The following is a 26,977-nucleotide window of genomic DNA, read 5'->3' on the forward strand; positions in this document are numbered from 1 at the left end:
TTGAACATTTTTGGAAATTCAAAGTTCAGGGTTCGATTTCGGACTGATTGCTCTGAATCTTCTATTGGTCGTGTTTTTGGTGTTCCTCAACGGCTTTTTTGTCGCTGCGGAATTTGCTCTTGTCAGGGTTAGGCAATCGCGTCTTCAACAGCTTGAAAGCGAGGGCAACCCCAGGGCTTCCTATGCGCTGGCCGTGACCAGGAAGCTGGATGCTTACCTTTCTTCTACACAGCTGGGGATCACATTGGCTTCTCTAGGCCTTGGCTGGGTCGGAGAACCGGCGATCGCGCATCTGATTGTAGAGCCGGCGTTTCAATGGTTCGGTCTGGGAAATGCCTGGTACAAAGACGCGATCTCCTTTGTGATTGCTTTTGCCTTGATTACCTTTTTGCATATTGTGCTGGGTGAATTGGCTCCCAAGTCACTGGCTATACAGAAATCGGAAGCGGCATCGCTTTGGCTTTCGGTTCCTTTAATGATGTTTTATAAATTGTTTTATCCTGCCATTTGGCTTCTTAACGGTGCGGCTAACCGGCTGCTTAGGCTGATTGGCATACAGCCAATCGCAGAGCAGGAGGCTCATACGGAAGAAGAGATCCGTATCTTGATGGATCAAAGCGCCAAAAGCGGTCACATCGACAAAGACGAGATGGCGTTGTTCGATAACATTTTTGAATTCTCGGAACGGATTGCAAGGGAAGTTATGCTGCCTCGGACGGATATGGAATGTTTGTTTGCGCAACTGTCGTTCGAGGAAAATTTGAACATCGTATACCAGACAAAGCATACACGATATCCGGTAGGGACGGATAACAAGGATGACATCATCGGTTTTGTGCATATGTCGGATCTGCTCACGGCCGATCCCGATCAGATTCATGAGCTGAAGGATTACCTGCGCCCCATTCTGATGGTTCCCGAAGCGATGGAAATCAGTCAAGTGTTGAAGCTTATGCAGTTGAAAAGATCTCAGATTGCCGTGGTTGTCGATGAATATGGCGGAACAGCGGGACTGCTAACCGCGGAAGATATTTTGGAGGAAATCGTGGGTGAAATTCACGATGAATTCGATATCAGCGAACGATCCGAGGTAGAAAAGCTGGGGTCGTCGTATTCAGTTAACGGACGCGTTTTGATCGAAGATCTTAACGATTTGCTGGGTCTTGGGATTGAGGATGATGAAGTCGATTCCATTGGCGGCTGGATGTTTAAACACCTGGAGGGTGCAATTAGTAAAGGTAAAAAGCTGGAGTACGGCGGATTTGTATACGAAATAACAGAGGCCGAACGCATGCGAATATTACGCGTATCGATTCAACCTTTGGCCATGACCATTACTGGGGAAAGCTTGGCCGTTCAAGCAAACCGGCATAACGTGTAAGGGAATAATGTGATCCTGATCATCAGGAACGATGGCTATTTGTGCTTTAGGTACCAACCTGAACATCATTTATTCATAAGCGGGGGGGGGGATTGTATGCAAGCGGACCTGCAGCAAATCAAGCAGCATTCTAAGCTGTCCGCGGTCAAGGTTGCGCGCCGCGCCTTGTTCATTTTCTTGGGGGCCGCCCTCGTATCCGTCGGACTTGAAATTTTTCTTGTTCCAAACCGGATCATCGATGGGGGGATCGTAGGCATTTCCATCATTACCTCTCATTTGTTTGCGATGCCGGTCGGGATATTTCTGTTGATATTCAATTTGCCGTTTTTGCTTATCGGGTATAAACAAATTGGCAAAACCTTTGCTTTGTCCACTTTGTATGCGGTCATCCTGATGTCGATCGGAACATGGCTGCTCCATCCGGTAGAGCCGCTTACCATTGATCCTCTGCTCGCATCGGTATTCGGCGGGATCATTCTCGGCATCGGAGTCGGGATGGTCATCCGTTCCGGAGGTTCGCTGGACGGCACGGAAATTTTGGCGATATTATTTAGCAAGAAAACGCCATTCTCCGTAGGAGAAGTGGTCATGTTCTTCAACCTCTTCATTCTCAGCAGCGCGGGGTTCGTCTTTGGCTGGGACCGGGCGATGTACTCACTCATTGCGTATTACATTGCATTCAAAATGATTGACATCACGATTGAAGGCTTCGACGAATCCAAATCGGTTTGGATTATCAGCGACAACAGCCGTGATATCGGCGATGCCATCATAAGCCGTTTGGGGCGCAGCGTCACCTATTTACAAGGTGAAGGAGGCTATAAAGGCGGCGACAAGCGCGTAATTTTCTGTGTTATCAACCGTCTGGAGGAAGCCAAGCTGAAATCCATCGTCGAAGAACTGGATCAAAGCGCTTTTCTTGCGGTCGGCAACATTCACGATGTAAAGGGCGGACGGTTTAAAAAGAAGGACATTCATTAAGAGGACGAATCCAAGAGGGAACGTCTTCCATTATCAGGTTATCCGGTGTGTGCCGGATAGCCTTTTTTTGTAACTCTAACCTTCGTAATGAACATAACGGACAAACAGCAGCCGTATACATAGAGGTAGCATGAATAAGGAGGGACAGCTGTTATGGAACAGGAGAAAGCATGGTATCCGTATCACAGTCCGTTGGACCCTTGTCCGCCGATTACAGTGAAGAGCTATAGTACTCCGCCAAATCTCTATATTCCTTATCAACCGATGCATCTTCCCCAATATTCGCCTATGGAGGCGTTGATGCGCGGTACGCTATGGCCGGCGTTATTTAGTCCGTACACCTCGAAAAATTGCTGACGCATGCAGGAAGGAGAGTAGGTATGCAACAAACGCTTCCGGAACATTATTACACCATGCTGCAGGAGCTGCAGGCGGTCGACTTTGTGCTGGTTGAGCTTACGCTGTATTTGGATACGCATCCTCATGATGTTCATGCCATCCAGCAGTACAATCAATTCGCGCAGCAAAGAATGCATCTGGCCAGACGCTTTGAGATGGAATTCGGTCCGCTTATGCCGTATGGGCACAGTTATTCCAGGCATCCATGGGAGTGGATTGAAACGCCTTGGCCGTGGCAGGTTTAATCATTGAGCGCTGGAGAGGAGCAGTGACATGTGGATTTATGAAAAGAAGCTGCAGTATCCGGTAAAGGTGAGCAAATGTGATCCGAGGATGGCAAAGCTTTTACTGGAGCAATATGGAGGGGCGGACGGAGAACTGGCCGCGGCACTTCGTTATTTGAATCAACGTTACACGATCCCGGACAAAGTCATCGGCCTGTTGACGGATATCGGGACAGAGGAATTTGCTCATCTGGAAATGATCGCCACAATGATTTACAAGCTGACCAAGGATGCAACAGTAGAGCAGCTGAGGGAGGCCGGATTGGACGCTCATTATGCAAGCCATGACCGTGCCCTGTTCTACAGCAATGCGGCGGGCGTTCCTTGGACGGCTGCCTATATTCAAGCCAAGGGCGACCCGATCGCGGATTTATATGAAGATATAGCGGCGGAAGAGAAGGCTAGAGCTACATATCAATGGTTAATTGATTTGACGGACGATGTGGATTTGCAGGATGGACTGAAGTTTTTACGGGAGCGGGAGGTTGTCCATTCGATGAGGTTTCGCGAAGCGGTAGAAATATTGAAGGCGGATCAAAGCGAGAAGAAGGTTTTTTGAACAAAAACGGACGAAGTTTTTGAAACGATGCGGTAGAACGGTTCTTATCCCGGCAGACGATGGAAAGTCAAATATCATTACTCAGGCGAAGTCTAAGGACTTTGCCTGTTTTCGTCCTCTGAAGCGCTGACGGGATCCCCGCAATGGGAAAAGGCTGTAAAGCTAAAATAAAAAAGTGAAGAATTGAAAAAACAAAAAAATGTGCGTTAGCTAGGAGAGATAATCGAAGTATGGTAAATTGGTTATGACAGCGATTAAGACATATTTATAGTTTTGAACACAAGCGGAAGGGAACACGTCGCCATGATGGATTCAAAGCAGGCAAAACAAACCGTTCGGGATCAATTCTCCAAAAACGCGGAAAAATACGTTTCCAGCAGCATTCATGCCAAGGGAGACGATCTCTTGCTGCTGGTACAGTGGCTGGAGCCCAAAGCGGACTGGCAGGTGCTTGACGTTGCTGCCGGTGGAGGACATGTTTCCAAAGCGCTCTCCCCTCGTGTATCACAAGTATTTGCGACGGATTTGACGAAGGAGATGCTGGCTGCGGCAAGAAATCATTTGGCGGGAGAAGGCTGCCGTAATGTTGGTTTTGTGGTCGCCGATGCAGAAAATCTGCCGTTTTTGGACGGCTCCTTCGAGGCGGTCACCTGCAGAATTGCCGCTCATCATTTTCCTGATCCGGGCAAGTTTATAACGGAAGCGGCACGTGTTTTGAAGCCTGGCGGCAAGCTGCTGCTTATTGATAATGTGGTTCCGGAGGACAACCGGTTGGATACGTTTATCAATACATTGGAGAAATTAAGGGATGAAAGTCACGTCCGGTGCTGGACGCAGACACAATGGATTGGATGGATGAAGGATGCAGGCCTGGAGGAGCTGAATCAAAGGGTTCGCAAGAAGACCTTCGAGTTTGCGACATGGGTTCGGCGAACAGCCGGATCGGAGGAGCAGGTGAAGCAGGTGGAATCCCACATCCTGCAGGCGGATAAGGATTTGCAGGAATACTGCGGGTTGGTGATGAAGGATGGGAAAATCAGCTCCATTACGATTGATGAGTGGATGATTGCTGCAGAAAAGCCGGTCGTTTAAAGCAGCCTGAATATGAAAAAGAGGATGAAGCATGCAAGATTGACATTCTTTTCAAATCATGATTGTATAGAACTTGATGTGCTTAACGACAGGGAGGAGAATAAATTGGCGATTACAAGGACAAAGCCGGAGGCAATGATCTTCGACCTGGACGGAACCTTGTTTCAAACGGAGACGCTGCTGCTGCCGGCTTATCATGCCACTTTCGATAGACTTCGCGCGGAGGGGCTCTACCATGGTGAAACTCCGCCGGAACAACATATTCTCAGCGGACTTGGGATGCTCCTCGAGCAAATATGGCAGATGGTTATGCCTGAGGTAGACCCATCGGTTCACCGCAGGGCGGACAAGCTTCTGCTGGAGCTGCAGCTTGAAGGGATGGCCCGTGGCGACGGGAAGCTGTATGACGGAATAGCCGATACGCTTAAGGAACTCCACGGTAAGGGAATCCGGCTATTTATCGCAAGCAATGGACTGGAGGACTATGTAAAGGGTGTCATACGGCACCAGGGACTTCAGACGCTGTTTGAACAAGATGGTTTGTACAGCGCTGGAGAGTACCGAACCCGTTCGAAGGTGGATCTGGTACGGATGCTATTGGACCGGCATAAGGTAAGCTCAGCCTGGATGGTGGGCGATCGCTCCTCGGATGTGGAGGCGGGACATGCCAACGGCTTGTTGGTGGTCGGCTGTGATTACGCAGGCTTCCGCAAGGAAGGCGAGCTTGACCAGGCAGACGTAAAGATTGGGAATTTCAGCGAGCTATTGAAGCTGATAGATTAATCGTAAACAGGCTGTCTGGGCTTTTAACGACGATTCGATGTGCGAGATAACGGAAAAAATCAGCGGGTTACGCCGCTGATTTTTTGTTCGTTCAGCCAAAGTGCGAATTCAAGAGGCCGTCTAATCGCATTGCGGTACGTATCCAATTCTCCGATCCGGTGAAATACTTCTCGGGAAGGCTTGGGATTGACTTCAAGCAGCCAAACGTGTCCTTCGGGATCAACCGCCAGATCGATGCCCACCTCGCAAAGCATGCCGAATTTATCCTCAAGATGGTTCACGACGCTTAAACCAAGCTCGTATGCGTTCTTTGTAATGCCGCTTACGATCTCATCCGAGTCGAAACGCCTCTTCAACAGGGTATCCATCGGGATGGCCGTGCCTCCGCCGTGCAGATTGGAAGTGACGGATTGTAAGGGGCCGATGCGGCCGGCGCAGCCGGTGATCTGCCATTCTCCGCTGCCGTCCTTTTGTACCAGCATACGAAAGTCGTGAACCCGGCCATCCTGTAGACGCAGTGGAATTCCTTGCTGCATAATATATTTTTCTTCCAGCATCCAACCACGAAGCTTCACAGGAATTTGCGATAAGGTCACCTTTTGCACGGGGAGTATACGCCGGTTCGGATCGCGCCCCTGCATCAGATAGCCGCCGCCTCGAAGGCGCTGAAGTCTAACAATTCCGCGTCCGCCGGTTCCGCTCTTCGGCTTTAAGAAGACGACAGGATGCTTTTTGAGAAAATGGCCCAGTCCCTCGGCATTTTTATATTTAACGGTTGCCGGCAGATGAGGCTCGATACTTGTATTTTCGGCCAGCAGCTGGTGCATGGACCATTTGTTGGTGAGCGGGCTGCTCAAATAGCGCAGAGTATCGTACTGCTTACGGAATCTTGTCAGCTTACGGAAATTTTCGCTGCCGTGATAGCGGCAGCGGTCATAAATGATGGGTGGAAATCCGATCCACTTGCGGACCCATTTGCCTATTGCGGGATTATACTTCAATGCGTGAATACGGGATCTTGCTCTATCCACGTCGTCCGGTGTGAAGACCAGAACCTCCACTCCAAGCTTTTGTCCGCTAATGCTCAGCTTGCGGAAAAAAGAAATTTCCTCCAGTTTGTGTCCCGCCAAATACATAGCCAATACGCCAAATGGATAACTCATGTCATTTCACCTGCTTTTCTGGCAAACTACTTATAAGAGGAAATGGTGGAATCCTTTTTGAATAACCGGCTGGGCTTTGTTTTGCACAGATAAATCGAATAGTCGATTAAATTTTCAAGCGATTTTTTGCGGATGGGGGGTTCGTCAAACTTCATGGGCTTGGAATTGGCCTCAAAAAATTTAATTTGTCCATCCTGATTGATCCCGAGGTCCATTGACATTTCTCCAAGAGAATAGCCGTACGATTTTTCAATTTGTTTGGCTAGGATCAAGGCCGTCTTCCGCGTATCTTGGATGATTTGTTTGCTGCCCATCGATCCGAACGAGGAGCTGAGCAGCTTTACCGGATCGTCGATCGAACCGCCCCGCGGGACGTGGGTCGTAATACTGAGCTTTCCCGCAAGCCGAGCTCCAATACCGGTTACGGTCCAACGGCCTTTGCTGTTCTTTTGAACGAGAACCCGCAGATCATAAGGTCTTTGCTTGTAGGTGGATAGGGTGATTCCCTGCTGCATGATGTATTCCTGGGAGTTAATCAGGCGTTGAACCTGCGACCACAGCTCGGAAACGCTTGAGTACCGGGAGATGTGGCTTTTTGTTTTGTCCTGGATGCTCAGCTCAAATGAACTGCTCTTGGAACTTCCGCCGTTGATGCGGCTGACTTTCATGATGCCTTTGCCTGCTTTTCCTCGAATCGGCTTAAGATAAATGAAAGGATAAGTCAAGAGCATCTTGTGAAGCTCCTTGCTTGAGGACATGCGTTCTGTGACTGGGATGAAGGGCTTTGTTTTCGGCGATTTGTTCAGCCATTCGAACAGGTTCCATTTGTTGAAAAAGGCTGGATTGAAAAAATGGATCTTTCTGTGGCGTAAACAGGTCTGAATGACCTGCTGTACCTCCGGATAAAGCTCGAAGTTACGGTAAGGGATCCGGTTATAAATGACATTGGGAAGAGGCATTCGCTGCTTGATCCAAGATTGTGTTGCGGGATGGTAAGAATAACCGGAGACATGCTTGCCCGAAAGGTTGAAATCGGATGTGGTCAAGACGTATACCAGCACCCCGCGCTCCTCGCCGGTTCGGATCAAATCGACAAAGTTTTTCTGGTTCCCGCGGAATACTCTTTTTTCATCGGCGTAAGTGAGTATGGCCAGGATCGGCCGCTGTTGTCTTCTTTGTACGATGACATCCACCTATGAATCCCTCCTTGACCGGAATCGGCTCAGGAAGAGACAATAGTCGTAAATATATTGAAGTGAACGTCTTCCCTGTTCCTTTAGGGCAGGGTGTTTAAAAATGGACCGTCCCGGTTTGGAGTTGGCTTCGAACATCCAGACGTGATCGTTCTGATCGATACCGATATCAAAACCGAGCTCACCAAGAGTGTGTCGGTAATTTTGTTCGATTTCCTCCGCCAGCTTGATGGCCGTCTCTTTGGCATGGACGAGAACGGGATCAGCCCGCGTTCCCAATACTTGCTTCAACACCTGCTCCGGTGTCATCAATTGACCGCCGGTGCGCACGTGTGTCGTGACGCTGCCTCTGCCCGCTTTTTTGGCTCCGATTGCGGCAACGACCCATTGGTTATTGATGTTCTTGGTCATATGGAAACGGAAATCGATCGGACAGCTGTCGATTTCAATAAGCCGAATGCCCTGTTGGGCGACGTAACCGTTTAAGCCGCTGCTTTGGCGGTTTAAAAGGGACATCAACGATTCAAATTTACTAAAACGCAGAAGCACATTGCGTTCCCCCCGCCGGAAACGTGCATAATACCCCCGCTTGGGATTATACGTCAACCGGTAAATTCCGATGCCTAGGCTGCCCGCGGTTGGTTTGAGATAGATAAACCGGTGCTTTTCCAGCATTTCCTTTATCTGCGCCTGTGAAGGATTAATGCGGGACTCCGGTACATGCTTGAAGACATCGGTGCCTTCGAGCAGATTATACACATCCCATTTGTCAAAGAAGCTCCAGTTGAACAGCGGAATGCCCAGCCGCACGAAGCGGTGCTTAAAAGCATTCATGGAAGTAAGCTTTTCGGCCTTTCGGCTGGGCAGCCGGTTGTATATCACGTCCGGCAGCGGCAGCACCTTGCGGTCCCATCCGCCGTCACTGCGCGGTACGATCGCTCTGACAGTCTGTTGTGACCAGTTGACGTCATGGGGCGAGAAGCCGAAATAGTACGCCTTGTCTTTTCCGGCCTGCATGAATTGGCGAATGAATTCCGTCCGCGTCCCAAAGGGAGAAGAACTGCCGGAAGAGACGCTGGTCAAGATGCCGATGAGCGGTCCGATCCGAATTTCTGAACCCTTGCTGCAAACAATTAGGGCAGAGCCGCTTCTGGGAATTCGCAATTGGGAATAAAGATCCGTCGGTATATAGACTTGGTTTCCGTTCTTCTTCAGCAGCCGGAGTCGCAAATAGAGGCTCTTGCTGCCGAGTTTCAAGGTCACGTTTCTGGCTTTGGCCACCCTCAGGGTTTTGGCCAATTCATTTGTCATGTAAACGACCCGTTCCTGCCGCTTAATGACCTGAATCGTGCAAGTTGTCAAGCTCATGCTGAACCTCCTAAGAGTTTTGCCGGAGGCAAAACTGGCTTCGTAAGGATTTGCTTTGAGTTTTGCCGGAGGCAAAACCGGCTTCGTAAGGAATGGGCAAGAATATATGAAAACTTTGCCGCAGGCAAAGTGGGTCTAATTTGTAAGAACGGTCGGCTTCAGGTGAAAATGAGTCTGAACAGCGATGCGTTCTTTTATGTTGGATGAAGATAAAAGCAAAGGCTTAGGGCCGATAAGAAAACGGCCGGCCATCAGACTTCTGCAGCGGCTTATCCATAGGGTTTAAGCTCTCTGTTCTGTGTTCCAGACGCTTTTATCGATACCTGCTCTTATCTTTGCTGCTTCAGAAGAAAGCGGGCGTAACGCAGGGGATTGACCAAAGCGGCGAATCTTGCCTGATCGTCTTGCAAATAAGTAAAGATGGAGCGGCCGGGTTTGGAATTCACCTCAAGAATCCATAGATGACCGTCCTTGTCGATCCCGTAATCAATGCCGAGCTCTACAAGCCTTCCATGACATGCTTCCAGAGCAAGCGGCAGCTCCTCCGAGAGGTAAGTCAGCTTACGGAGAAGCTCTGCGGCGGTTTCCGGGCCGAATTCCTTGACGAGGAAGGGGCTGGCGGGTTCCGCTCTACCTCCGCCGTGAAGATTTGATGTCAGGCTGCCGTCCTGACCCCGGCGAACGGCCATACCGGTCAATTGCCAGCGGCCGGTACCGTTCTTTTGCACCAGTGCGCGTACGTCGTATGCACTGCCGCCTTTTGTCTGCAGGGGCAGATACTGCTGCAGCAAGCAGCTGCGCCGCGAGACCCAACGGCGCAGCCATCCCGCAAGTGCAGCCCAGTTTACGAAATCCCCTGCAAAAGTACGGTTGCGCCCATCGCGTCCGCGCACGGTAAATGCCGATTCTGCGGGGTTTACCTTTCCGGACGGAGGGGATGGCCGGCGCTGCACGAGCAGCACCCCCCGGCCTTGTGAGCCGCTTCGCGGCTTTATGATGACCTCTCTAAATTCCCGCAGCCAGTCTGCTGCCGTCCGCATACTTCGCAGAAGTTCGGTTCGCGGCAGATAATTGTCAAACCGCCCATCTTGCTGCAGAAGCTGCTGAACGGACCATTTATCCTTTAGGCCAAAGCCTAAAAGGCGGACAGACGGGTGCTTTGTTAAGCGATGCAGTGCCGCGCGATATGCGGCGTACTGATGCTCTGCGGTGAAAAAACACCGGTCGTAAACGATGGATGGCAGCGGGAAGGTCTGACACAGCCATTGTTTATGTCCGTTATCATACGTATACCCTATCACTTGCTTTGCTTTCCAATCGATCCCAAGCGGTGTGAACACGAATACCATCAAACCGCTCCGTCTGCCGGCAATACACAATCGCCGGTAGAAATCGCGATTGCGAAAAGGCGGATCCTCGTCGGTTTGCGTCGTCATGATGCCTACCGAACGTTCACCGATCCTCATGAAGCTGGAGATCATCATGTGCGTCACCCCGTAAGTGTAAAGGAGGCTTCCGAATGGGAAGCAGCCCGGATTGGTTAAATTAAAAATTGGCCGAAAATCTGGCGTACTGTACAATTTTTTTCACCGAAGGACGGATCTTATTGGATGCCGCAAGCGGTGTATTGTCTTCCTTTGACGGCTTCGAATTGACTTCGATCAGCCAAACGCGTCCCTGAGTATCAATGGCCAGATCGATGCCAAGCTCCGCAAAATGCCCCGGCACCTGTGTTTCGATTCCTTCGGCGATCTGTACCGCTGCCCGATGAAGCTTCGAGTGTCCTCCGTCTGCGGCTGCAAAGCCCGAGCGGGCCAGCGCTCCCTTTACCGTGCTTAACTTACCGCCCCGGGCCAGGTTGGAAACAAAATGATGATTTCCCGCAATTCGGGCTACAATGGAAGTAACGGCCCACTGCCCGTTTTCACCGCGCTGCACTAAAGCACGGAAATCGATCGGCCTTCCGTCCGCCGTTAGAAGATCCAGTCCTTGCTGGATTTGATAACGCTGTTTTTTTAACTTCCCGGACACGTTGCTGAAGACTCCCCTAAGTGTGGAAAACGATTGTTTACGTGCGCCGTTCAGATTGGTAAAATGACAAATGTACGATCCGTCCGGCTGTTTGCGTACGCGGATGATGCCCTTGCCCAAGCTTCCAGTAATGGGCTTGAGAAATACGGTTTGATGCTTGGCGCACATGGACTTTAGCATTTGAAAGTTTCGCAGCAGGTACGATTCGGGCAAATACGGATGCAGCTCGCTTTCCTTGCGAAGCGCGTCGAAAACTTCCGTTTTATCCAAATATTTCTCGTTAAACATGATGGTGTTATGACGGGTTTTGACTTGGCTTATAAAATGCTGAACATTCGGCCGTTTTTCCAGCTTGCGCGAAGTAAGCCGGTTGTAGAGCACATTCGGAACCGGGAAGCTGAACTGCTCCCATTTCTCACCGCTGATATGGCGCCATCCCTGAACCGTATCGCTATACCCGTGAAGGTCGTCCGGGGTGCAAAAGAAAACCGAAGCGCCGTACAGCTTGCATGCATAGGATAGTTCCTTGCAGAAGGCCGTGTTCGCGCCGAATAATTTGTCGGGCGACGAGGGTTGGATACGACTGACCATTACGCCGATCAAAGGACCGATTTGAATCGTACGGGTTCCGTTTTTGTACTGCAGGCATACTTGGTCACCCTGCGACAGCCCCAATGCCGCAGCCATTGTTTTGCTAATGCGAAGCATGCCGGATTGTGAAGTAGGAACGACCTTTACTTCCTGCCGACTTGCTCCGAAGCGCAAATTCACCGTAGTGTGAAGCGGGATTTTCCATTTCTTTGCGATCGCATCGCTGAGCATCAGAGCGGAGCCGTCCGAGGATATGCCGGGGTTTTGTATTTGAATCCTCACTTTTGTTCTTTTCATGCGGAACTCCTTCCCAGCGAGAGCTTGCCGTACGGCATGCCTCAGCATGCTTGGAACATTTAGAAACGAACTACTTCATCATATGAGGGCGTTTTCCCCTTGGTGAATGGGAAAAGGCCACTACTCGCAAAAGGATGTGAACTTCACTGCATGCTGAACCTCTGGTTTATTTTAATTAACATCGCTGTAGCCGGTTTTGTGGGAGGAGTAACGAACCACTTGGCTATTAAGATGCTGTTTCATCCCCGGCGGGAGTGGCGCCTCTTAGGCAAAAGGGTGCCGTTTACGCCGGGTCTTATTCCTAAACGAAAGGACGAAATCGGCCGCTCGCTCGGCAAAGTCGTAGGCGAGTATCTGGTTACCGCTCACGGCCTCTCGCAAATGCTGCAAAAGCCTGAAACGAAAGCGCGTCTGGAACAGGCGCTTCGCCGGATCATAACGGATTGGACGGCAAGGGATATGACGGTAAGGGAACTGATCACCGGCTGGATGACACCCGAAAGGGCTGACGAATTATCCGGGCGGCTTGCCGGTTGGCTGAGGGAGACAACGGGGCGGGGGATCGAATGGCTTTGGCGGGATAAGGGCTTGGGAGAGATCAAGCTTTCCGGACTGATTCCGGACTGGTCGGAAGAAAAACGGGAGCGCTTCGTCGATTGGGCTGTCGACCTGTTGATCGACGAGATCAGGAACGAAATGATGTCTCCGAACGGAGAACGCATGCTGCGGCAAATGACCAGCCAGTTCATGGGCCAGACAGGCGGCTTTCTCGGTGCGCTTGCCGGCATGTTTATGGATGAATCGAAAACGGTCGAAAAAATCCGGACGGCGCTTCTTCAACAGCTGGAATCGGCTAATGTCCGGATCACGCTCGCAAATTTTATCCGCAAAAAAATAGAGCAATTTGAAGAGATGAGTTTGTCGGCATTGCTTGAGTTGGCAGCTAAAGAAGAAGGCTTGCCCTTCCTTAAAGAAAAGGTGCAGTCGCTTCTCCATGTGGAGGAGTGGCTGCATAAGCTGGGAAAGGTTCGCCTGAATGAGGCGCTCGGATCTTACCGGGACAAGCTGCTGGGATATGCTCCCGAAGTGGCCGAACGCTCGCTTCTTCTTCTTGCCAATCATGTGGAGCGTATCATGAACGCGATCGAGCTGCCTAAGATCGTCGAAGGGCAGGTAGCCCTCTTTCCGATTGAACGCGTGGAGGAAATCATACTGAGCGTATCGGGTAAGGAGTTTCGTGCCATTACCTGGCTGGGAGTCCTCCTTGGCGGGATCATCGGGCTGATTCAGTCGCTGCTGCTGCCTTGGTTTTATTCATGATCAAAGCCTGCCGATCAACAGGGGTTGCTTCTACTTGGTATAAAACCACAGCACAAACTGAAGAAGAACGGCATCTTGAAACTGTTGGGGATCGTAGCCCGTTAACGTCTTGATCTGCTCCAGGCGGTAAATCATGGTGTTGCGGTGGATATCCAGAGCTTTTGCAGAGCTTGCAATACTCAGGCTGCAGTCAAAAAACACCTGCAGGGTCTCGCGCATCTTATCGTTCCAGTAAGGCTGAAATTTGCTTAGCAGACGGTCGCGGTGCTCGATCGGAATTTCATGAATCAGGGCCTTAGCTTCCACGGCGTCAAAACGAACCAAGGGGCGGGCCTCGGATTCTCCCATTCGCAGGGCGAGCTCCGCTTCTGTAAAGCCGAGACGGACAGCTTCGCGGGACATGACCGGTGAGCCTACTCCAATGGTGTGCTTCAAGGTGTCCCGCTCCAACAATTCCGTCAGCTTGACTAGCTTCTTATCAACGCTTTCGGAAGGTGTTTCATAGAAGAGAATCAGCAGCTTTTGCGGACGATATTGACTGATCAGCGCCTTGCTCGAGAGGAACATACGTTGAACCTTGGCCAGAAGGCCTTCGTTTCCTTTATCTTCCGGAGGCAGGTTGTAAGCGGCGGCAGCGACCTGATAGGGAGGGCCGAAGCTGCAGCGAAGCGCCTCCAGTCTTTGATCCATCATCGGCAAATCCGGAGTAGAGGATTGTAGAAGCTCCTCCACAATCAAATCAACCGTCATTTGCTTCCATTCATCCTGCAGCTTCAAATGATTCTGCCTGATCATGAGCTCGGTTGTCATCTTGACCAAATGTCCGAAAGGCTTGACCTCATGAGGTGTACCGGTAATCCCGATCGCACCCACAACCCTGCCGTTGTAATGAACGGGCAAATTAATCCCGATGTGAGCACCGTTCCACTGCGAAACATGATGCTCCTCAACGATTAACTCCCGGTTTTGCTTCATCGCTTCCACGGCCGCCGCATGATATTGTCCGATCCGAGCGGCATCTCCGCTGGCGATGATTGTGCCTGACAAGTCCATAATATTGATATTGCGGTCAAGGCGTTCCATCGTTTCTTGAACGATCTCGCCGGCCAATTCCGGGGTCAGCATAAGCATCTTCCTCCAACTCTTTTTCATTGTACATTATAACTAAATTTGAACTGAAAGTAACATCGGAATTTAGTCAAAAGCAATAAAGAAAGCGATTACGTTTTCGTGTATGATAAGGGTAAACAACGGATCAGATCCGACAGGAGAGAGGACTTTATGAAAATTGTTATCGCACCGGATTCCTTCAAGGGGAGCCTTACGGCTGTACAGGTGGGCAATACCATGGCCCGGGCCCTGCTTCAGGAAATTCCATCGGCTGAAATTAGCGTGATCCCTATGGCGGACGGAGGAGAGGGGACGGTCGACGCTTTGGTCAAAGCTACGGACGGCAGCGTATTTCAGCTTCAGGCCACAGGTCCGAGAGGAGAGCGGGTCGACACGTATTTTGGCATCATTACGGATCAGGGCGAGCCGGCTGCCGTCATTGAAGCGGCCAATGTTATCGGACTGCCTATGGTCCCTCAGGAGCACAGGAATCCTTTGCATACGTCCACCAGAGGACTGGGCGAGGTCATTCGCAGCGCGCTGGATCAGGGCTACCGGCGTTTGATCATCGGACTGGGAGGAAGCTCGACTAACGATGGAGGGTTGGGACTTCTCATTGCGCTGGGAGCCCGCTTTACTTGTCGGGACGGACGGACTGCCGAAGGCTTCGGCCGCGAGCTTGGACAGCTGTCCGAAGCGGACTTGAAGGGCTTGGACCCTCGTCTTGCGGACTGCCGAATCACAATTGCCAGCGATGTGACCAATCCGCTGCTCGGGCTGGAGGGAGCTTCTCACATCTTCGGTCCGCAAAAGGGAGCCACTCCCGAGATTGTGCTTCAATTGGACAAAGACATGACATCATACGCCGATTTACTGGAGGCTCAGCTGTCTCTCAGCATGCGGAATCAGCCGGGAGCCGGTGCCGCAGGAGGGCTTGGCTTTGCTCTGCTGGCCTTGGGGGCGAACATTGTACCCGGAGCTCAATTGGTGGAAGAAATGTCCGGCTTGAAGCAGCGGATTGAAGAGGCGGATTGGGTGATGACCGGGGAAGGCCGCAGTGACGGGCAGACCTTGTTCGGCAAGCTTCCATATCATGTCGCGCAATTGGCCAAGAATGCGGGCAGGGAAGCGATCCTGATCTCCGGCGGTCTCGGAGAGGGAAGCGAGCGGCTTGCGCCTCATTTTGCCGGCTGTTTTTCGGTTGTACGCGGCCCCTCGACACTTGAAGAATGCATGGCGGATGCCGAGAACAATTTGTTTCAATGCACGCTTAGCGTAGCCCGGTTGTTAAATAAAGCTTCAAATAGATCGTAGGGAGGAATCATACGCACATGAAAATCGTGGTGTTAGACGGGTATACCCTGAATCCGGGGGATTTGGATTGGAAAGGGCTGGAGGAGTTTGGGGAAACGGTCGTTTATGACCGTACGGCTCCTGATGAGATCATCCAAAGAGCGGCAGAGGCGGAAATTGTGCTTACGAATAAGACACCGCTTTCTGCGGATACGCTTTCGCAGCTTCCGAAGCTGCGTTACATCGGTGTACTGGCTACCGGGTATAATGTCGTAGACCTTCAAGCGGCCAGAGAACGCGGCATTCCGGTTACGAATATTCCGGCATACGGCACGAACTCTGTTGCGCAATTTGTATTTGCCCTGCTCATGGAGCTGTGCCACCGGACTCAATGGCACAGCGATGCCGTCCACAAGGGGGAATGGTCGCGCAGCATTGACTTTTGCTTTACCCTGACGCCGCAGGTCGAACTGTCCGGCAAGACGCTGGGCTTAATCGGGCTTGGGCGCATCGGTACCCAAACGGCAAAAATTGCCCGCGCCTTCGATATGAGGGTGATTGCGGTCGGCAGCGGACGAAGCACTCCTCCTCAGGTGGAGGGAGTCGAATGGGTGGAGCTGAACGAGCTTCTGGAGCAATCCGATGTTGTCAGCCTACATTGTCCGTTGACGCCTTCCACAGAAAAGCTAATTAATGCAGAGCGAATATCGCGCATGAAGCCTTCGGCTTTTCTGATCAATACTTCGCGGGGGCCTTTGATTGAAGAGAAAGATTTGGCCGATGCGCTCAATGAAGGGCGCCTGGCCGGGGCGGCGCTTGATGTGCTTTCCGTCGAGCCGCCGACGCGGGACAACCCGTTGTACGGAGCTCAAAACTGCATCATTACTCCCCATATGGCTTGGGCTACAAGAGACGCCAGATCCAGATTAATGGATACAGCCGTAGGCAATGTAAAGGCTTTTCTTGAAGGCCGGCCGGTTCATGTGGTAAATTCTTAAAAGCAATCCTTTTTCTAAATAATGGTTCTTCACCGAAAGGGCTTCGATCAGGAGCTTTTCTTAACGATCCCATGTGGAGGAGGAAAATGATCATGAAATTAGCTTTTATCGGACTAGGGAATATGGGGCTGCCGATGGCCCGGAATTTGGTGAAGGCAAATTACGAAGTATATGGTGTCAATCGAAGCAAAGCGAAAGAAGACGCATTCGTGAATGCCGGGGGAAAAGCGGGACGCTCCATAGCCGAGCTGGCTCAAGACATGGATGTGCTGATGACCTGTCTTCCTATGCCTGCGGATGTGGAAAAAGTGTTCCTTGGCGAAGACGGGATTATTCCAAATGGCCGGAAGGGCCTCATTCTGATTGACTTCAGCACGGTATCTCCCGACTTGAATCGGACAATCGCAGCAAGAGCGGAAGAAGCTGGCATGTCCTTCCTGGATGCCCCTGTCAGCGGGGGGACCGTAGGAGCGGAGGAGGGCACGCTGTCCGTTATGGCGGGCGGTGAGAAGGCTGTTTTCGATAAGGTTCTTCCGATTTTGGAGGTTGTCGGGAAGAACATTTACCATGTTGGTGCGACGGGCAGCGGTAACGTGGTGAAGCTGATCAATCAGCTTATGGTCGGAGTACATACCCAAGCCGCAAGTGAAGCGATGGTACTCGGTGAAGCGATGGGTGTTTCCAAAGAAACGCTGCACCAAATATTAAGCGCAAGCTTCGCCCAGAGCCGGATTTACGACCGGCATTATACGCAATTTGTGAAGAAGGATGCATTCGAGCCTGGCTTTGCATTAAGCCTGCTTCACAAAGATATGACGTTGCTCGAGTCGATGGCTCAGGGCAGTGGCACTTCCATTCCTCTCAGCTCTTATGCCGGGACGATGCTCGCGTCTGCGAAGGCCGGCGGCTTCGGCGATAAAGACATGTCGTCCATGTACTTGTACAATAAAGAACGTGCAAGCACAAAAACAGAGCGGAAGTATTTTGCCGTTTTCCTTCCGATGAAGGATGCGGAAAAGAGCCAGACCTATCGTCCTCAGCATCTCGCTTTTTTGGAGGAGCAGCGCAATGCGGGCAGGCTCTTTGCGAACGGCCGCTTTGTAGACGGTGCGGGCGGCTTTGTCGTTTACATCGCGCAGAACGAAGATGAAGTGAAGTCGTGGGTGGAACAGGACCCCTATATTGTTCAAGGGGCCAGAAGCTGCGAGATTCATGAGTGGGATATGGTAAAGGGTCATTTGTTCTAGCCATGGCTGCCGGGACAATGACAAGACTTACGATTCGAACAGTCCAGGCCGCTGCTGCAGCAGCGGCTTTTTGTATGGGCGCCTTTCATTTACTTCGGTTCGAGTGAAGGGAGGCGTTGTACGAGCGGATCCACTCTATGCCTTCCGCTACACTCGATATGGTGTGCGCCGCTTTGGCTTGAACGTCAGGGTGGCTCGTCGCCATCGCAAAGCTGTGCGGAGTAACGGCGAACATGGATAAATCGTTAAACGAATCGCCAAAGCAGGCGGTCTCTTCCGGCTTTATGCCCAAATATTCAAGAAGCGAGAGCAGCCCGGTGCCTTTGGAGGTGTGCCGCGGCATCACATCCATGCAATCCACGTCGGAGATATAGGCATCGATGGCATCGCCATATTTTTCTTTTAACACCTTCTGGAATTGCAGCAGCTCGCCGACATCGCCCATGTAGGAAATTTTGCCGCATATCAGCTCCCGGCCGAGCTTATCCTGCAGATCGTTCATTTCCACAAGAGGAGCCATCAATCGGCTGCGAAGCCTTTGCGCCTGCTCGCTCCAGCGTTCTACGACATAGCTGTCGGGTGCGGCGATCAGGGTTACGAACGGGGTGCCGGAAGCGGCCTGCGCAAGCTCTGCGATCAGGTCGCGTTCAAATGCGCTTTGGTGAATCCGTTGTCCATCCAACGTATGCACATAAGCACCGTTTTGGGAAATGGCGGGACCGGCAATCTCCAGCTCCTTCATGACGTTGATGATTTCGGGCCGCATTCTTCCGGAAGCGAATGCGACGGCAATCCCTTGGGCTTGTGCTTCATGGAGCGCCTTTTTGTCTTCGGGGCGAACCGACTTATGGTTATGCAGCAGAGTGCCGTCCAAATCGCTGACAATCAATCGGATCATGCTTCGCTCTCTCCTTTGGCAATCATGATATTGATATCGTGGCGCAGCAGCGCTTCTTTCATTGCATCTTCCGGCTCACGGTCTGTAATCAGAATGTCGATGCTTTCCAGGCCGGCTACCCGGTAAAATTGGCGAAGCCCGAATTTGGTATGGTCCGCCAGTACAATGACTTGATCGCTTCTGCGCATCATTTCTTTCATCACATACCCTTCTTCTTCAAAAGGGTTGGTTAGTCCGTCGGGGGTAATCCCGCTGGTTCCTATGATCAGCTTGTCGGCTTGATAGTCACGCAGCATGTCCAGAGTCCTTACGCCGGAGATAAAACGGTGACGCGGATGAACGACGCCTCCGAGCAGGTGTACGACAATGCCTGTTCTCTGGGATAGAAGGCCGGCAATGTCGATGGAATTGGTCACGATCACGTGCCCGTCCGTTCGCAGCTCTTGGGCTGCATTCATTACGGTAGTCGAGGCGTCCATGAATAAATAATCGCCTGATTGCACCAAGGACGCGGCAAGACGTCCGATGGCCCGTTTCACGGCGGGCTCCTCCTGAAGCCGGTCTCCGTAGCCGGAAACCTCTTTGTTGAGTCCGCGCCATATCGCACCTCCGCGGGTACGTAAAATCTGTCCCTGCTCCTCCAGCTTGACGATATCTCTGCGAGCGGTATCCCTTGACACCTGAAACAGCTCACAAATGTCTTCTACAGAGATTCGCTGATGCTGCCGAATATGCTCCAAAATGGCGATTATCCGCTCTTCTTGATACATGGTTTGCCCCTTCCGCAGCTTATTGTATTTAAATTATAAGCGTAATTACTTAAAATATGCAAGTGTTTATAAGTAAATATAAGTATTATTCGAGCATGTCGTGAAAGTAGAGATTCGTTTCCTGTTCCGAATATGTTACAATGTCATGAAAAGTTGAAAAATGAAATATTTTTAAAGGAAGGAATAACCGATCGTGGCTACCGCAAAACCGAAATCAAAACCGAAGCTGCTTGAGCTCGACGTTGTCAGGGCCATCGCCATACTGGCGGTCTTGATCATCCATTCCACGTCGGACGCTACGGTGGAGCTTCCGATTGGAAGCGGCTCACAGGCCATGTATTTGGCGTTGAACAAGCTGAGTAATTTTGCCGTTCCGGTATTCATCATCATGAGCGGAATCGTGCTCTTTTACAAATATCAAGGCAGTGCCTTTGACGGCAAACAGGTGATTCAATTTTACGTCAAACGTGTAAGGCATGTGCTCATTCCTTATGTGCTCTGGTCGTTGTTTTATTATTTGTACAACCAGTGGGTTTTCGATAGGATCAACTTACATATGGATTGGTCCCGTTTCGCAGGTTTGCTGCCATGGGCCGAGGCTTCCTATCATTTATATTTTATGGTCATTATCGTCCAGTTCTATTTGCTGTTTCCGCTGATGATGTGGCTGTGCCGGTTTACTTGGTTCAGGAGAAGCCTGATTTGGCTCGGTCTTGTCATCCAGGCTGTCTTCTACTCGTACAACCATTGGGTGGAGCCGATCAATCATATGCCTTCGCTTTGTGTGAATTATTTCAGCATGTTCACGCTGGGCGGCTGGATCGGGCTTCACTATGAGACGTTTGCAGCCTGGCTCAAAAAACATTTTGTATGGGTACTGCCGGCTGCCGTCCTCATAGGCTTCAGTTTCCTGGGGTTGTTCATGCTGGAGGGTCGGACAAGCGTTGTTCTCGACGGAGCCTGGTATCATGTGCTCTTCTTTGTTTATGCGGCGTTCGCCGGGATCAGCTTGATCCGGCTGGGACAGCTGCTGATTCGCTTCGCTATGCCTGCAGCCCGAGGGCTTATGGCGCTGGGTGCCGTTTCTTTTGGCATTTATTTGATTCATCCGGCGGTGTTAACTTACTACCGCGTTCATTATCCGAATGAAAGCGGCGCGATTGGGGAGTACCATCTGTATACCTTTACCGCGTTCGCTTTGAGCCTAGTAATTCCATGGATTCTGACTTATGCTTATGGCCTGGTTACCCGGCTGCTGCGCCGACCCAAGCCGAAGCCGTCTGCGGAAAAGGCATAATCGGTGCTATTGGGACCTTGTCCTTCATACAATGGATTGTACAAGTCTTTTGTGAGGGAGGAGGCGCGCATTGATGAAAGGGATCAAAAATATGGTGTTTATCGGGCTGACACTGGGGATGCTGATTTATGCCGTACCGAAGCTTAAAGCGGGGGTCGCGTGGTCGCTTGAATCGGTATTTTGCATCGGCTGGATCGCCTTTGCGCTGCTTGTAGTGGCGGCCCATTTGCATCAGCTGCTTGGCGTGGAGGAAGAAACGAAGCGTGAGCTTCTGAAGGTAAAGCGCATGAAGCGCTGGAAGATGGAGCAGGCGCTGCTGGGAAGACGCAAGCTGCTTCAGGTAAAAAAATAAGGAATGGCACAAAAAAAAGAGGCCTCTATCCATCCAGAGCAAGGATAGAGGGCCTTTTTTTTCTGCCGGCTTAAACGAGAAGGGCGATCGTAAGCAGATCGAATAGGGCGAGCGGTAATATGACACTGCTGTAATACGGATTGTACGGAGGATAGTAAGGATAGGGACCAGGCAGTAAAGCCCGGCTGTGGCCCGGCAGCATTTGAAGGTATATGTGGTAGTTGTCGACATGCACGAGGATCCCGTCATGGGTTTGGCCGTGAACGGTTTGTACGCGCACACGCATGTGTATGTGGCGGGAGCACACGTGAAGGATTTTTTCTTTGCACTTGCTCATCATTTCCAGGGCATTGTCTTCCAGTTCGTAAATCGGCTGCTGCTGCCCTGCATGGGGGGCGATCTCCATGGGTATCGGACACCTCCTAAAGAATGCAAGCTACTTCCATCCTATGCAAGCAAAGAACAGATTATTAAGTATACATTACTGAAATACGGCCGGCTGAAAAGCAAAATCGCCCGGAAGTGAAGCGGCTCCGGACGGTGATTATTGATTTTTATCGGTTGAAGTGGATGTAATTGCGAAGACCCACATAGAAATTAAACAGACCCAGAAGAAGGCACACCGTACCGAAAATCCGCCTGATCACCGAATCCTCGAAAAAAAACAACTGGGTGATGGAGATGATAATCAGCATAATGCCCATAGCCATGTTCATTTTGGAAGAGAGCAGCCCTCTGCGCTTCGGATCCGTCTCTCTGCGGAAGCGAAAGCTGTAAAAGACGGAGAAGCCAAGTGCGATGATGATGAGGGCACTAAGCGCGATCTGAATATTTGCAATCATGTTGGGAAGGCACATCCTTGTCGACAGTTTCATTCTTTAGTAACCACTTTACCGATTTCCTCCAAGAAAATCAACCGGTTACAACCTGAACCTGCAGGAAGATCACGACATTGGAATCCGCTTCCACTCTTTGACCGTTACCCAAACCTTGAGCTCGGTTTGCGTCAGGACGATCCATTTGACCGACTGAACGATGTAGTCCTTGTCCAGGATTCCCATGTACGGCTTTTCTTTAAGTATCTGCTCGTACACATCCGGCATAGCGGCAAAATCCGAAATTTTGCGGCCGACGATAACTTTTTTGAGCTCGCCGTGAATCCGCCGCTTCAGTTCGCTTTCCGTAATTTTATCCAGGGGCGAATCATCGGCCGCTTCCACATATATATTCAGCAGATTGATCGTATTTTGTTGATTTTTGTTTTTTTTCAAGTCTTCCACTTCACCTTCCAATCTGACATTTTCAGACACGAGTTCCCTGTTTTGCACGATCATCATATTGAGGCGCTGATTATAGATGCTTAAAAAGAGAGCGGCACCGATGATCATGCCCGCGATCAGAAGACCTGCCGCACGCAATACATTGACTGTCGATTCGGGAGGGGGAGCCTTCACCCGCTGCTTCCTCCTTTGCAAATCCATTGAATGAGCGTCGTTCCCATATGAGCCCCGATAAACGCGCACACGATGTACATGATTTGTTGAATCGCAGGGGAGATGTGGCCGTCATGAAAATGAGTTTCGATCGCCCGGATCGGATCAATCGTGCCTCCAATGGCGGCAACCATGGCCCATATTTTGATTTGCTCCGAAACATTCATCATTTTGTATACGGGAGGCTCCAAGGTGATGACAGCGCTGATTCCCGCCAGCATGGTTCCCCCAAAAACAACCCCGAACGCCACGAAAAAATCCAACAAGCATTTGGATAAAAATACCGCCACAGACTCCACCCTTTCCCGTTCTTTGAGCTGTTCGCTATGGGGCTAAACCGATACTGAAAAGAGGTTGTCCCCCGTAAGCAGCCGGCCGGACCCCGTCTTTCGAACGCTTCTTCATTTAAATATATGGCACACTTGTTCGCATTATGCTAAAATTGTGTACAAGAATTTTTTGAGCGATTCCGCAACGTGAGGAGGCGGCCCGGATGGGCGATACCGATTTTGTCCATTTGCATGTGCACAGCGAATACAGCCTGCTTGACGGCGCCGCACGCATCGAGGATCTGGTTCAGCGAGCGGCTGAGCTCGGCATGAAGACGTTGGCGCTTACGGACCATGGTGTGATGTACGGCGCTATTCCTTTTTACCGCGCTTGCAAAGCACGGGGCATCAAGCCGATTATCGGCTGTGAAATGTATTTTACTGCTGGTTCTTTACGTACGAAGGGCACTAGACAGGAGCAGCCCATTTATCATTTGATTCTGCTCGCCAAAAATCAGACGGGTTATCAAAACCTGATGAGGCTTTGCTCCATTGCGCATTTGGAAGGTTATCATTATAAGCCTAGGATCGATCTCGAGCATTTGGAGCGCTACTCGGAAGGACTTGTGTGCACGAGCTCCTGTCTGGGGAGCGAGGTATCCCAGCATTTGCTTCACGGACGTTATGAGGAAGCGAAAGCTGCGGCGCTCAGATACCGTGCGATCTTCGGCGACGATTTTTTTCTGGAGCTACAAGACCACGGTCTTGCAGAGCAAAAAAAAGTGATGCAAGAGATGATTAAGCTTAGCCGCGATACGGGAATTCCGCTGATCGCCACAAATGACGTTCATTACGTGCGGGAGCCGGATCATGCGGTGCAGGATATTTTACTGTGCATCGGCACGGGCAAAACCGTGGAGGACGAAGACCGCCTTCGTTTGCATTCTTCGCAGCTTTACCTTAAGAGTCATGACGAGATGGCACGGATGTTCATCCATGTGCCGGAGGCGATAGCCAATACGGCGGCTGTGGCTGAACGCTGTCATCTGGAGCTTGAATTCGGGCGGTCCATCCTCCCGCAGTTCGATCCGATTCCGGAGGGGCTAACGGCCGGCGAATATCTTGCGGAGCTTTGCGGGCAAGGGCTCAAGAGACGTTACTCCGCACTTCGTGAATGGCAGGACGCAGCATGGAGGGAAACGGTCGGGCAGCGGCTTCAATATGAGCTTGGCGTCATCGAACGGATGGGCTACTCCGACTATTTTCTGATCGTGTGGGACTTCATCCGTTTTGCGCATGAGCAGGGCATCGCTACGGGACCGGGACGCGGCTCATCCGCGGGCAGTCTGGTCGCCTACACGCTGAATATCACGAATGTGGATCCGATCCGTTACAACCTGCTTTTTGAACGGTTTCTTAATCCGGAACGGGTATCGATGCCCGATATCGATATCGATTTCAGCGATCTCAGGCGTGATGAAGTGATTGACTATGTCGTTCAGAAATACGGCAGGGATCGTGTGGCGCAGATCATCACCTTCGGTACGATGGCCGCTAAAGCGGCAGTGCGGGACGTGGGACGGGCGCTGAACGTACCGTATAATGAAGTGGATCGCGCTGCCAAGCTGATCCCCAATCAGCTTGGCATGACGCTGGAGGAAGCGCTGAGGGTCAGTTCCGAACTGAAGGCGTTGGCCGACAGGCATCCGAAGACGGCGGAGCTGCTGGAGCTGGCCATGAAGGTCGAGGGCATGCCGAGGCATGCATCTACGCATGCTGCGGGAGTGATCATTTCGCGTGAGCCGCTGACACAGTATGTCCCTTTGCAGGAAGGAAATGAACAGACGTCGCTGACGCAGTATCCGATGGAGCATCTGGAAGCGATCGGACTGCTCAAAATGGATTTTCTCGGTCTGCGCACGCTTTCGATCATTGAACGTACGGTGGAGTGGATCCGCGAGCAGACCGCAACGGCGCCGGATTGGACCCGGGTTCCAATGGACGATCCGGCGACCTATGAGCTGCTGGGCCGTGGAGACACGACAGGCATATTTCAGCTTGAATCGCAAGGGGTTCGCCGCGTGCTCAAGGAATTGAGGCCGTCGAATTTCGAAGATATCATCTCGGTGCTTGCCTTGTACCGGCCGGGTCCGATGGAGTTTATTCCAAAGTATATCGGGGGCAAGCACGGACTGCTGCAGGTTGAATATCCGCACGAGGCACTGGAGCCGATCCTCCGGGATACCTACGGCATTATCGTGTACCAGGAACAAATCATGCAGATTGCTTCGCTGATGGCCGGTTTCAGTCTCGGGGAAGCGGATTTGCTGCGCAGAGCAGTCAGCAAGAAGAAACGCGAGATACTGGATCAGGAGCGGTCCCACTTCGTTCATGGGAGCTTGAGACAGGGCTACAGCGAAGCCGAAGCGAATCGGGTGTACGATATGATCGTCCGCTTCGCAGACTACGGATTTCCGCGGGCCCATGCGACGGCATACGGCGTTTTGGCGTTCCAAACGGCTTATTTAAAGGCTCATTATCCCGTACAGTTCATGGCCTCGATGCTTACCGCGGTCATGGGCAGCCATCATAAGGTGGCCGAATACGCGGACGAATGCAGGCGGATGGGCATCCCGGTGCTGCCCCCGGACGTGAATGAGAGCGGCTTTTTGTTTACTCCGGTCCAAACCCCGGAAGGCGGCGCCATTCGTTTCGGGCTTGCGGCGATCAAAAATGTCGGCACAACGGCCATCGAATCGATTATGGCCAAACGGGAATCGGGACCCTACCTAAGCTTGATTGACTTCTGCCGCCGCATTGATTTGAGAGTCTGCAATAAACGTGTCATGGAATCGTTAATTCAGGGTGGAGCCTTCGATTCGCTGCCGGGGCACCGCGCTCAACTGCTGGCGATGCTGGAGGAAGCCATCGATGCGGCCGTCAAGTGGCGCAAGGACCGCGAGGATCTGCAGCTCGTGCTGGAAGGCTTCGGCTTTACGGAAGAGGTGAATTGGGAGGTGGAATACCCGGAAATACCTCCATTCACAATGACGCAGCAGCTTGAGCTGGAGCGGGAGCTGACGGGACTTTATATTTCGGGCAGCCCGCTTGACGATTTCGAGTCCAAGCTGCTCAAGCTCGAGCTTGATCCCCTGTCCTCGCTTCAGGAATACCCTGACGGAAGCGATGTAATGGCGGCCGGGCTTGTCACGGCAAGCAAGACGATTGTCACCAAGAAAGGACAGCCTATGGCGTTCATGGAGCTGGAAGACCGTGTCGGCAAAACGGAGGTTGTTCTCTTCCCGGAGGTGTGGAAGAAATACGCTCCGATCGTGCAGAAGGGAAAGCCGCTGCTCGTCATGGCCAAGCTGCAGCACGGCGATGAGAGCTATAAGCTGCTTGCTGACCAGCTTCTGGCGCTGGATGATCCGCATTTGGAGCTGAAGGCGGTTAAGCCTGCGGCTTCAGCTGCGGGAGGCCAGATTTCCCGAGTAGGACCGAGGAAATCCCCGTCAGCCGGCAAGCCGCCGACAGCGCTGAAGTCTGCCGGGGAAAAGTCTGCTCCGGTATCCCAACGGGTCTATATCCGAATTTCACCCGAGCGGGAGCAGCCGGGCGTACTTTCCGAGCTCAGGCGGCTGATTGCGCAGCATGCGGGAACGCTATCGGTAGTGCTCTACTACGAGAAAAGTCAAAAAACGCTGGGCCTAAGCGACCGGTACAAGGTAAAGCCCTCTCCGGAGCTGTTCTCGCGTATTGAAGAGCTGCTCGGTAAAGAATGTGTAAAAGTGAAATAATTCCTGCCTCC

26 protein-coding genes are annotated in these 26,977 nt (G+C 51.5%); 14 read left to right on the top strand and 12 right to left on the bottom strand.

Annotated features, from left to right (window positions below):
* The first annotated feature begins 10 nt into the window (after positions 1-10).
* From ACZYR9_RS19320 to ACZYR9_RS19350, 7 genes are all read left to right on the top strand, one after another.
* A complete protein-coding gene (locus ACZYR9_RS19320; protein ID WP_488980097.1) occupies positions 11-1,381 on the top strand; it encodes a hemolysin family protein in 1,371 nt (456 codons plus the stop codon).
* 96 nt (positions 1,382-1,477) lie between these two features.
* Positions 1,478-2,362, top strand: coding sequence for a YitT family protein (locus ACZYR9_RS19325; protein ID WP_488980098.1), 885 nt, complete (start codon positions 1,478-1,480; stop codon positions 2,360-2,362).
* 153 nt (positions 2,363-2,515) lie between these two features.
* Positions 2,516-2,719, top strand: a complete 204-nt coding sequence (locus ACZYR9_RS19330) for a spore coat associated protein CotJA (protein ID WP_488980099.1) — start codon at positions 2,516-2,518, stop codon at positions 2,717-2,719.
* A 23-nt stretch (positions 2,720-2,742) separates the two neighbouring features.
* Complete coding sequence (locus tag ACZYR9_RS19335; protein ID WP_488980100.1) at positions 2,743-3,006, top strand: spore coat protein CotJB; 264 nt, start codon at positions 2,743-2,745, stop codon at positions 3,004-3,006.
* A 28-nt stretch (positions 3,007-3,034) separates the two neighbouring features.
* Positions 3,035-3,604 (top strand): manganese catalase family protein, encoded by a 570-nt coding sequence (locus ACZYR9_RS19340; protein WP_488980101.1) that lies wholly within the window; start codon positions 3,035-3,037, stop codon positions 3,602-3,604.
* Positions 3,605-3,907: 303 nt separating this feature from the next.
* Positions 3,908-4,696: a class I SAM-dependent methyltransferase gene (locus ACZYR9_RS19345; protein ID WP_488980102.1), complete on the top strand. Its 789-nt coding sequence runs from the start codon at positions 3,908-3,910 to the stop codon at positions 4,694-4,696.
* 135 nt (positions 4,697-4,831) lie between these two features.
* Positions 4,832-5,479: an HAD family hydrolase gene (locus ACZYR9_RS19350; RefSeq protein WP_488980142.1), complete on the top strand. Its 648-nt coding sequence runs from the start codon at positions 4,832-4,834 to the stop codon at positions 5,477-5,479.
* 59 nt (positions 5,480-5,538) lie between these two features.
* Here ACZYR9_RS19350 and ACZYR9_RS19355 read toward each other — a convergent pair whose 3' ends face one another.
* From ACZYR9_RS19355 to ACZYR9_RS19375, 5 genes are all read right to left on the bottom strand, one after another.
* A complete protein-coding gene (locus tag ACZYR9_RS19355; protein ID WP_488980103.1) occupies positions 5,539-6,642 on the bottom strand; it encodes a YheC/YheD family endospore coat-associated protein in 1,104 nt (367 codons plus the stop codon).
* 26 nt (positions 6,643-6,668) lie between these two features.
* A complete protein-coding gene (locus ACZYR9_RS19360; protein WP_488980104.1) occupies positions 6,669-7,835 on the bottom strand; it encodes a YheC/YheD family endospore coat-associated protein in 1,167 nt (388 codons plus the stop codon).
* On the bottom strand, positions 7,836-9,203 hold the full coding sequence (locus ACZYR9_RS19365; RefSeq protein WP_488980105.1) for a YheC/YheD family endospore coat-associated protein: 1,368 nt from the start codon (positions 9,201-9,203) through the stop codon (positions 7,836-7,838).
* A gap of 329 nt (positions 9,204-9,532) precedes the next feature.
* A complete protein-coding gene (locus ACZYR9_RS19370) occupies positions 9,533-10,687 on the bottom strand; it encodes a YheC/YheD family endospore coat-associated protein (RefSeq protein ID WP_488980106.1) in 1,155 nt (384 codons plus the stop codon).
* A 61-nt stretch (positions 10,688-10,748) separates the two neighbouring features.
* Positions 10,749-12,122 carry a YheC/YheD family endospore coat-associated protein gene (locus ACZYR9_RS19375; protein WP_488980107.1) on the bottom strand — a complete coding sequence of 458 codons (1,374 nt, stop codon included), beginning with the start codon at positions 12,120-12,122 and terminating at the stop codon, positions 10,749-10,751.
* Between the two features lie 150 nt (positions 12,123-12,272).
* Here ACZYR9_RS19375 and ACZYR9_RS19380 point away from each other — a divergent pair, with 150 nt between their 5' ends.
* Positions 12,273-13,442, top strand: a complete 1,170-nt coding sequence (locus ACZYR9_RS19380; protein ID WP_488980108.1) for a DUF445 domain-containing protein — start codon at positions 12,273-12,275, stop codon at positions 13,440-13,442.
* Between the two features lie 30 nt (positions 13,443-13,472).
* Here ACZYR9_RS19380 and ACZYR9_RS19385 read toward each other — a convergent pair whose 3' ends face one another.
* Entirely contained in the window at positions 13,473-14,567 is a 1,095-nt protein-coding gene (locus tag ACZYR9_RS19385) for a CdaR family transcriptional regulator (RefSeq protein ID WP_488980109.1), read from the bottom strand.
* A gap of 156 nt (positions 14,568-14,723) precedes the next feature.
* Between ACZYR9_RS19385 and ACZYR9_RS19390 the strand changes: the two genes are divergently transcribed.
* From ACZYR9_RS19390 to ACZYR9_RS19400, 3 genes are all read left to right on the top strand, one after another.
* Positions 14,724-15,866, top strand: coding sequence for a glycerate kinase family protein (locus tag ACZYR9_RS19390; protein WP_488980110.1), 1,143 nt, complete (start codon positions 14,724-14,726; stop codon positions 15,864-15,866).
* A gap of 17 nt (positions 15,867-15,883) precedes the next feature.
* Entirely contained in the window at positions 15,884-16,843 is a 960-nt protein-coding gene (locus tag ACZYR9_RS19395) for a D-2-hydroxyacid dehydrogenase (RefSeq protein WP_488980111.1), read from the top strand.
* A 92-nt stretch (positions 16,844-16,935) separates the two neighbouring features.
* Entirely contained in the window at positions 16,936-18,090 is a 1,155-nt protein-coding gene (locus ACZYR9_RS19400) for an NAD(P)-binding domain-containing protein (RefSeq protein WP_488980112.1), read from the top strand.
* Between the two features lie 85 nt (positions 18,091-18,175).
* Here ACZYR9_RS19400 and ACZYR9_RS19405 read toward each other — a convergent pair whose 3' ends face one another.
* Positions 18,176-18,988 carry an HAD family hydrolase gene (locus tag ACZYR9_RS19405; protein ID WP_488980113.1) on the bottom strand — a complete coding sequence of 271 codons (813 nt, stop codon included), beginning with the start codon at positions 18,986-18,988 and terminating at the stop codon, positions 18,176-18,178.
* Positions 18,985-19,758 (bottom strand): DeoR/GlpR family DNA-binding transcription regulator, encoded by a 774-nt coding sequence (locus tag ACZYR9_RS19410; protein ID WP_488980114.1) that lies wholly within the window; start codon positions 19,756-19,758, stop codon positions 18,985-18,987. Before ACZYR9_RS19410 ends, ACZYR9_RS19405 begins: the two co-directional genes overlap by 4 nt.
* Before the next feature lie 193 nt (positions 19,759-19,951).
* Between ACZYR9_RS19410 and ACZYR9_RS19415 the strand changes: the two genes are divergently transcribed.
* Positions 19,952-21,055: an acyltransferase gene (locus ACZYR9_RS19415; protein ID WP_488980115.1), complete on the top strand. Its 1,104-nt coding sequence runs from the start codon at positions 19,952-19,954 to the stop codon at positions 21,053-21,055.
* 73 nt (positions 21,056-21,128) lie between these two features.
* The gene (locus ACZYR9_RS19420; RefSeq protein ID WP_488980116.1) at positions 21,129-21,407 is read left to right on the top strand and encodes a hypothetical protein; all 279 of its coding nucleotides are present in this window, start codon (positions 21,129-21,131) and stop codon (positions 21,405-21,407) included.
* A 70-nt stretch (positions 21,408-21,477) separates the two neighbouring features.
* Here ACZYR9_RS19420 and ACZYR9_RS19425 read toward each other — a convergent pair whose 3' ends face one another.
* The 4 genes from ACZYR9_RS19425 to ACZYR9_RS19440 all read right to left on the bottom strand — a co-directional run bounded on the left by ACZYR9_RS19425 (position 21,478) and on the right by ACZYR9_RS19440 (position 23,190).
* A complete protein-coding gene (locus ACZYR9_RS19425) occupies positions 21,478-21,813 on the bottom strand; it encodes a hypothetical protein (RefSeq protein ID WP_488980117.1) in 336 nt (111 codons plus the stop codon).
* A gap of 148 nt (positions 21,814-21,961) precedes the next feature.
* Complete coding sequence (locus ACZYR9_RS19430; RefSeq protein ID WP_488980118.1) at positions 21,962-22,249, bottom strand: YtpI family protein; 288 nt, start codon at positions 22,247-22,249, stop codon at positions 21,962-21,964.
* Between the two features lie 102 nt (positions 22,250-22,351).
* Complete coding sequence (locus tag ACZYR9_RS19435; RefSeq protein WP_488980119.1) at positions 22,352-22,861, bottom strand: sporulation membrane protein YtrI; 510 nt, start codon at positions 22,859-22,861, stop codon at positions 22,352-22,354.
* The gene (locus ACZYR9_RS19440; RefSeq protein ID WP_062410828.1) at positions 22,858-23,190 is read right to left on the bottom strand and encodes a YtrH family sporulation protein; all 333 of its coding nucleotides are present in this window, start codon (positions 23,188-23,190) and stop codon (positions 22,858-22,860) included. The genes ACZYR9_RS19435 and ACZYR9_RS19440 overlap by 4 nt, the downstream gene beginning before the upstream one ends.
* A 203-nt stretch (positions 23,191-23,393) precedes the next feature.
* Between ACZYR9_RS19440 and ACZYR9_RS19445 the strand changes: the two genes are divergently transcribed.
* Entirely contained in the window at positions 23,394-26,966 is a 3,573-nt protein-coding gene (locus tag ACZYR9_RS19445) for a DNA polymerase III subunit alpha (RefSeq protein ID WP_488980120.1), read from the top strand.
* The last annotated feature ends 11 nt before the right edge of the window (positions 26,967-26,977 follow it).

It is taken from the genome of Paenibacillus sp. F024 (genome assembly GCF_057814255.1).

Bases quoted from the DNA above. Each gene is read 5' to 3' on its own strand.
- ACZYR9_RS19380 (WP_488980108.1), top strand. From the start codon at position 12,273: ATGCTGAACCTCTGGTTTATTTTAATTAACATCGCTGTAGCCGGTTTT.
- ACZYR9_RS19350 (WP_488980142.1), top strand. From the start codon at position 4,832: ATGATCTTCGACCTGGACGGAACCTTGTTTCAAACGGAGACGCTGCTG.
- ACZYR9_RS19390 (WP_488980110.1), top strand. From the start codon at position 14,724: ATGAAAATTGTTATCGCACCGGATTCCTTCAAGGGGAGCCTTACGGCT.
- ACZYR9_RS19420 (WP_488980116.1), top strand. From the start codon at position 21,129: ATGAAAGGGATCAAAAATATGGTGTTTATCGGGCTGACACTGGGGATG.
- ACZYR9_RS19430 (WP_488980118.1), bottom strand. From the start codon at position 22,249: ATGATTGCAAATATTCAGATCGCGCTTAGTGCCCTCATCATCATCGCA.
- ACZYR9_RS19330 (WP_488980099.1), top strand. From the start codon at position 2,516: ATGGAACAGGAGAAAGCATGGTATCCGTATCACAGTCCGTTGGACCCT.
- ACZYR9_RS19400 (WP_488980112.1), top strand. From the start codon at position 16,936: ATGAAATTAGCTTTTATCGGACTAGGGAATATGGGGCTGCCGATGGCC.
- ACZYR9_RS19395 (WP_488980111.1), top strand. From the start codon at position 15,884: ATGAAAATCGTGGTGTTAGACGGGTATACCCTGAATCCGGGGGATTTG.
- ACZYR9_RS19370 (WP_488980106.1), bottom strand. From the start codon at position 10,687: ATGATGATCTCCAGCTTCATGAGGATCGGTGAACGTTCGGTAGGCATC.
- ACZYR9_RS19365 (WP_488980105.1), bottom strand. From the start codon at position 9,203: ATGAGCTTGACAACTTGCACGATTCAGGTCATTAAGCGGCAGGAACGG.
- ACZYR9_RS19340 (WP_488980101.1), top strand. From the start codon at position 3,035: ATGTGGATTTATGAAAAGAAGCTGCAGTATCCGGTAAAGGTGAGCAAA.
- ACZYR9_RS19410 (WP_488980114.1), bottom strand. From the start codon at position 19,758: ATGTATCAAGAAGAGCGGATAATCGCCATTTTGGAGCATATTCGGCAG.
- ACZYR9_RS19385 (WP_488980109.1), bottom strand. From the start codon at position 14,567: ATGCTGACCCCGGAATTGGCCGGCGAGATCGTTCAAGAAACGATGGAA.
- ACZYR9_RS19355 (WP_488980103.1), bottom strand. From the start codon at position 6,642: ATGAGTTATCCATTTGGCGTATTGGCTATGTATTTGGCGGGACACAAA.
- ACZYR9_RS19445 (WP_488980120.1), top strand. From the start codon at position 23,394: ATGGGCGATACCGATTTTGTCCATTTGCATGTGCACAGCGAATACAGC.
- ACZYR9_RS19425 (WP_488980117.1), bottom strand. From the start codon at position 21,813: ATGGAGATCGCCCCCCATGCAGGGCAGCAGCAGCCGATTTACGAACTG.
- ACZYR9_RS19335 (WP_488980100.1), top strand. From the start codon at position 2,743: ATGCAACAAACGCTTCCGGAACATTATTACACCATGCTGCAGGAGCTG.
- ACZYR9_RS19345 (WP_488980102.1), top strand. From the start codon at position 3,908: ATGATGGATTCAAAGCAGGCAAAACAAACCGTTCGGGATCAATTCTCC.
- ACZYR9_RS19375 (WP_488980107.1), bottom strand. From the start codon at position 12,122: ATGAAAAGAACAAAAGTGAGGATTCAAATACAAAACCCCGGCATATCC.
- ACZYR9_RS19405 (WP_488980113.1), bottom strand. From the start codon at position 18,988: ATGATCCGATTGATTGTCAGCGATTTGGACGGCACTCTGCTGCATAAC.
- ACZYR9_RS19325 (WP_488980098.1), top strand. From the start codon at position 1,478: ATGCAAGCGGACCTGCAGCAAATCAAGCAGCATTCTAAGCTGTCCGCG.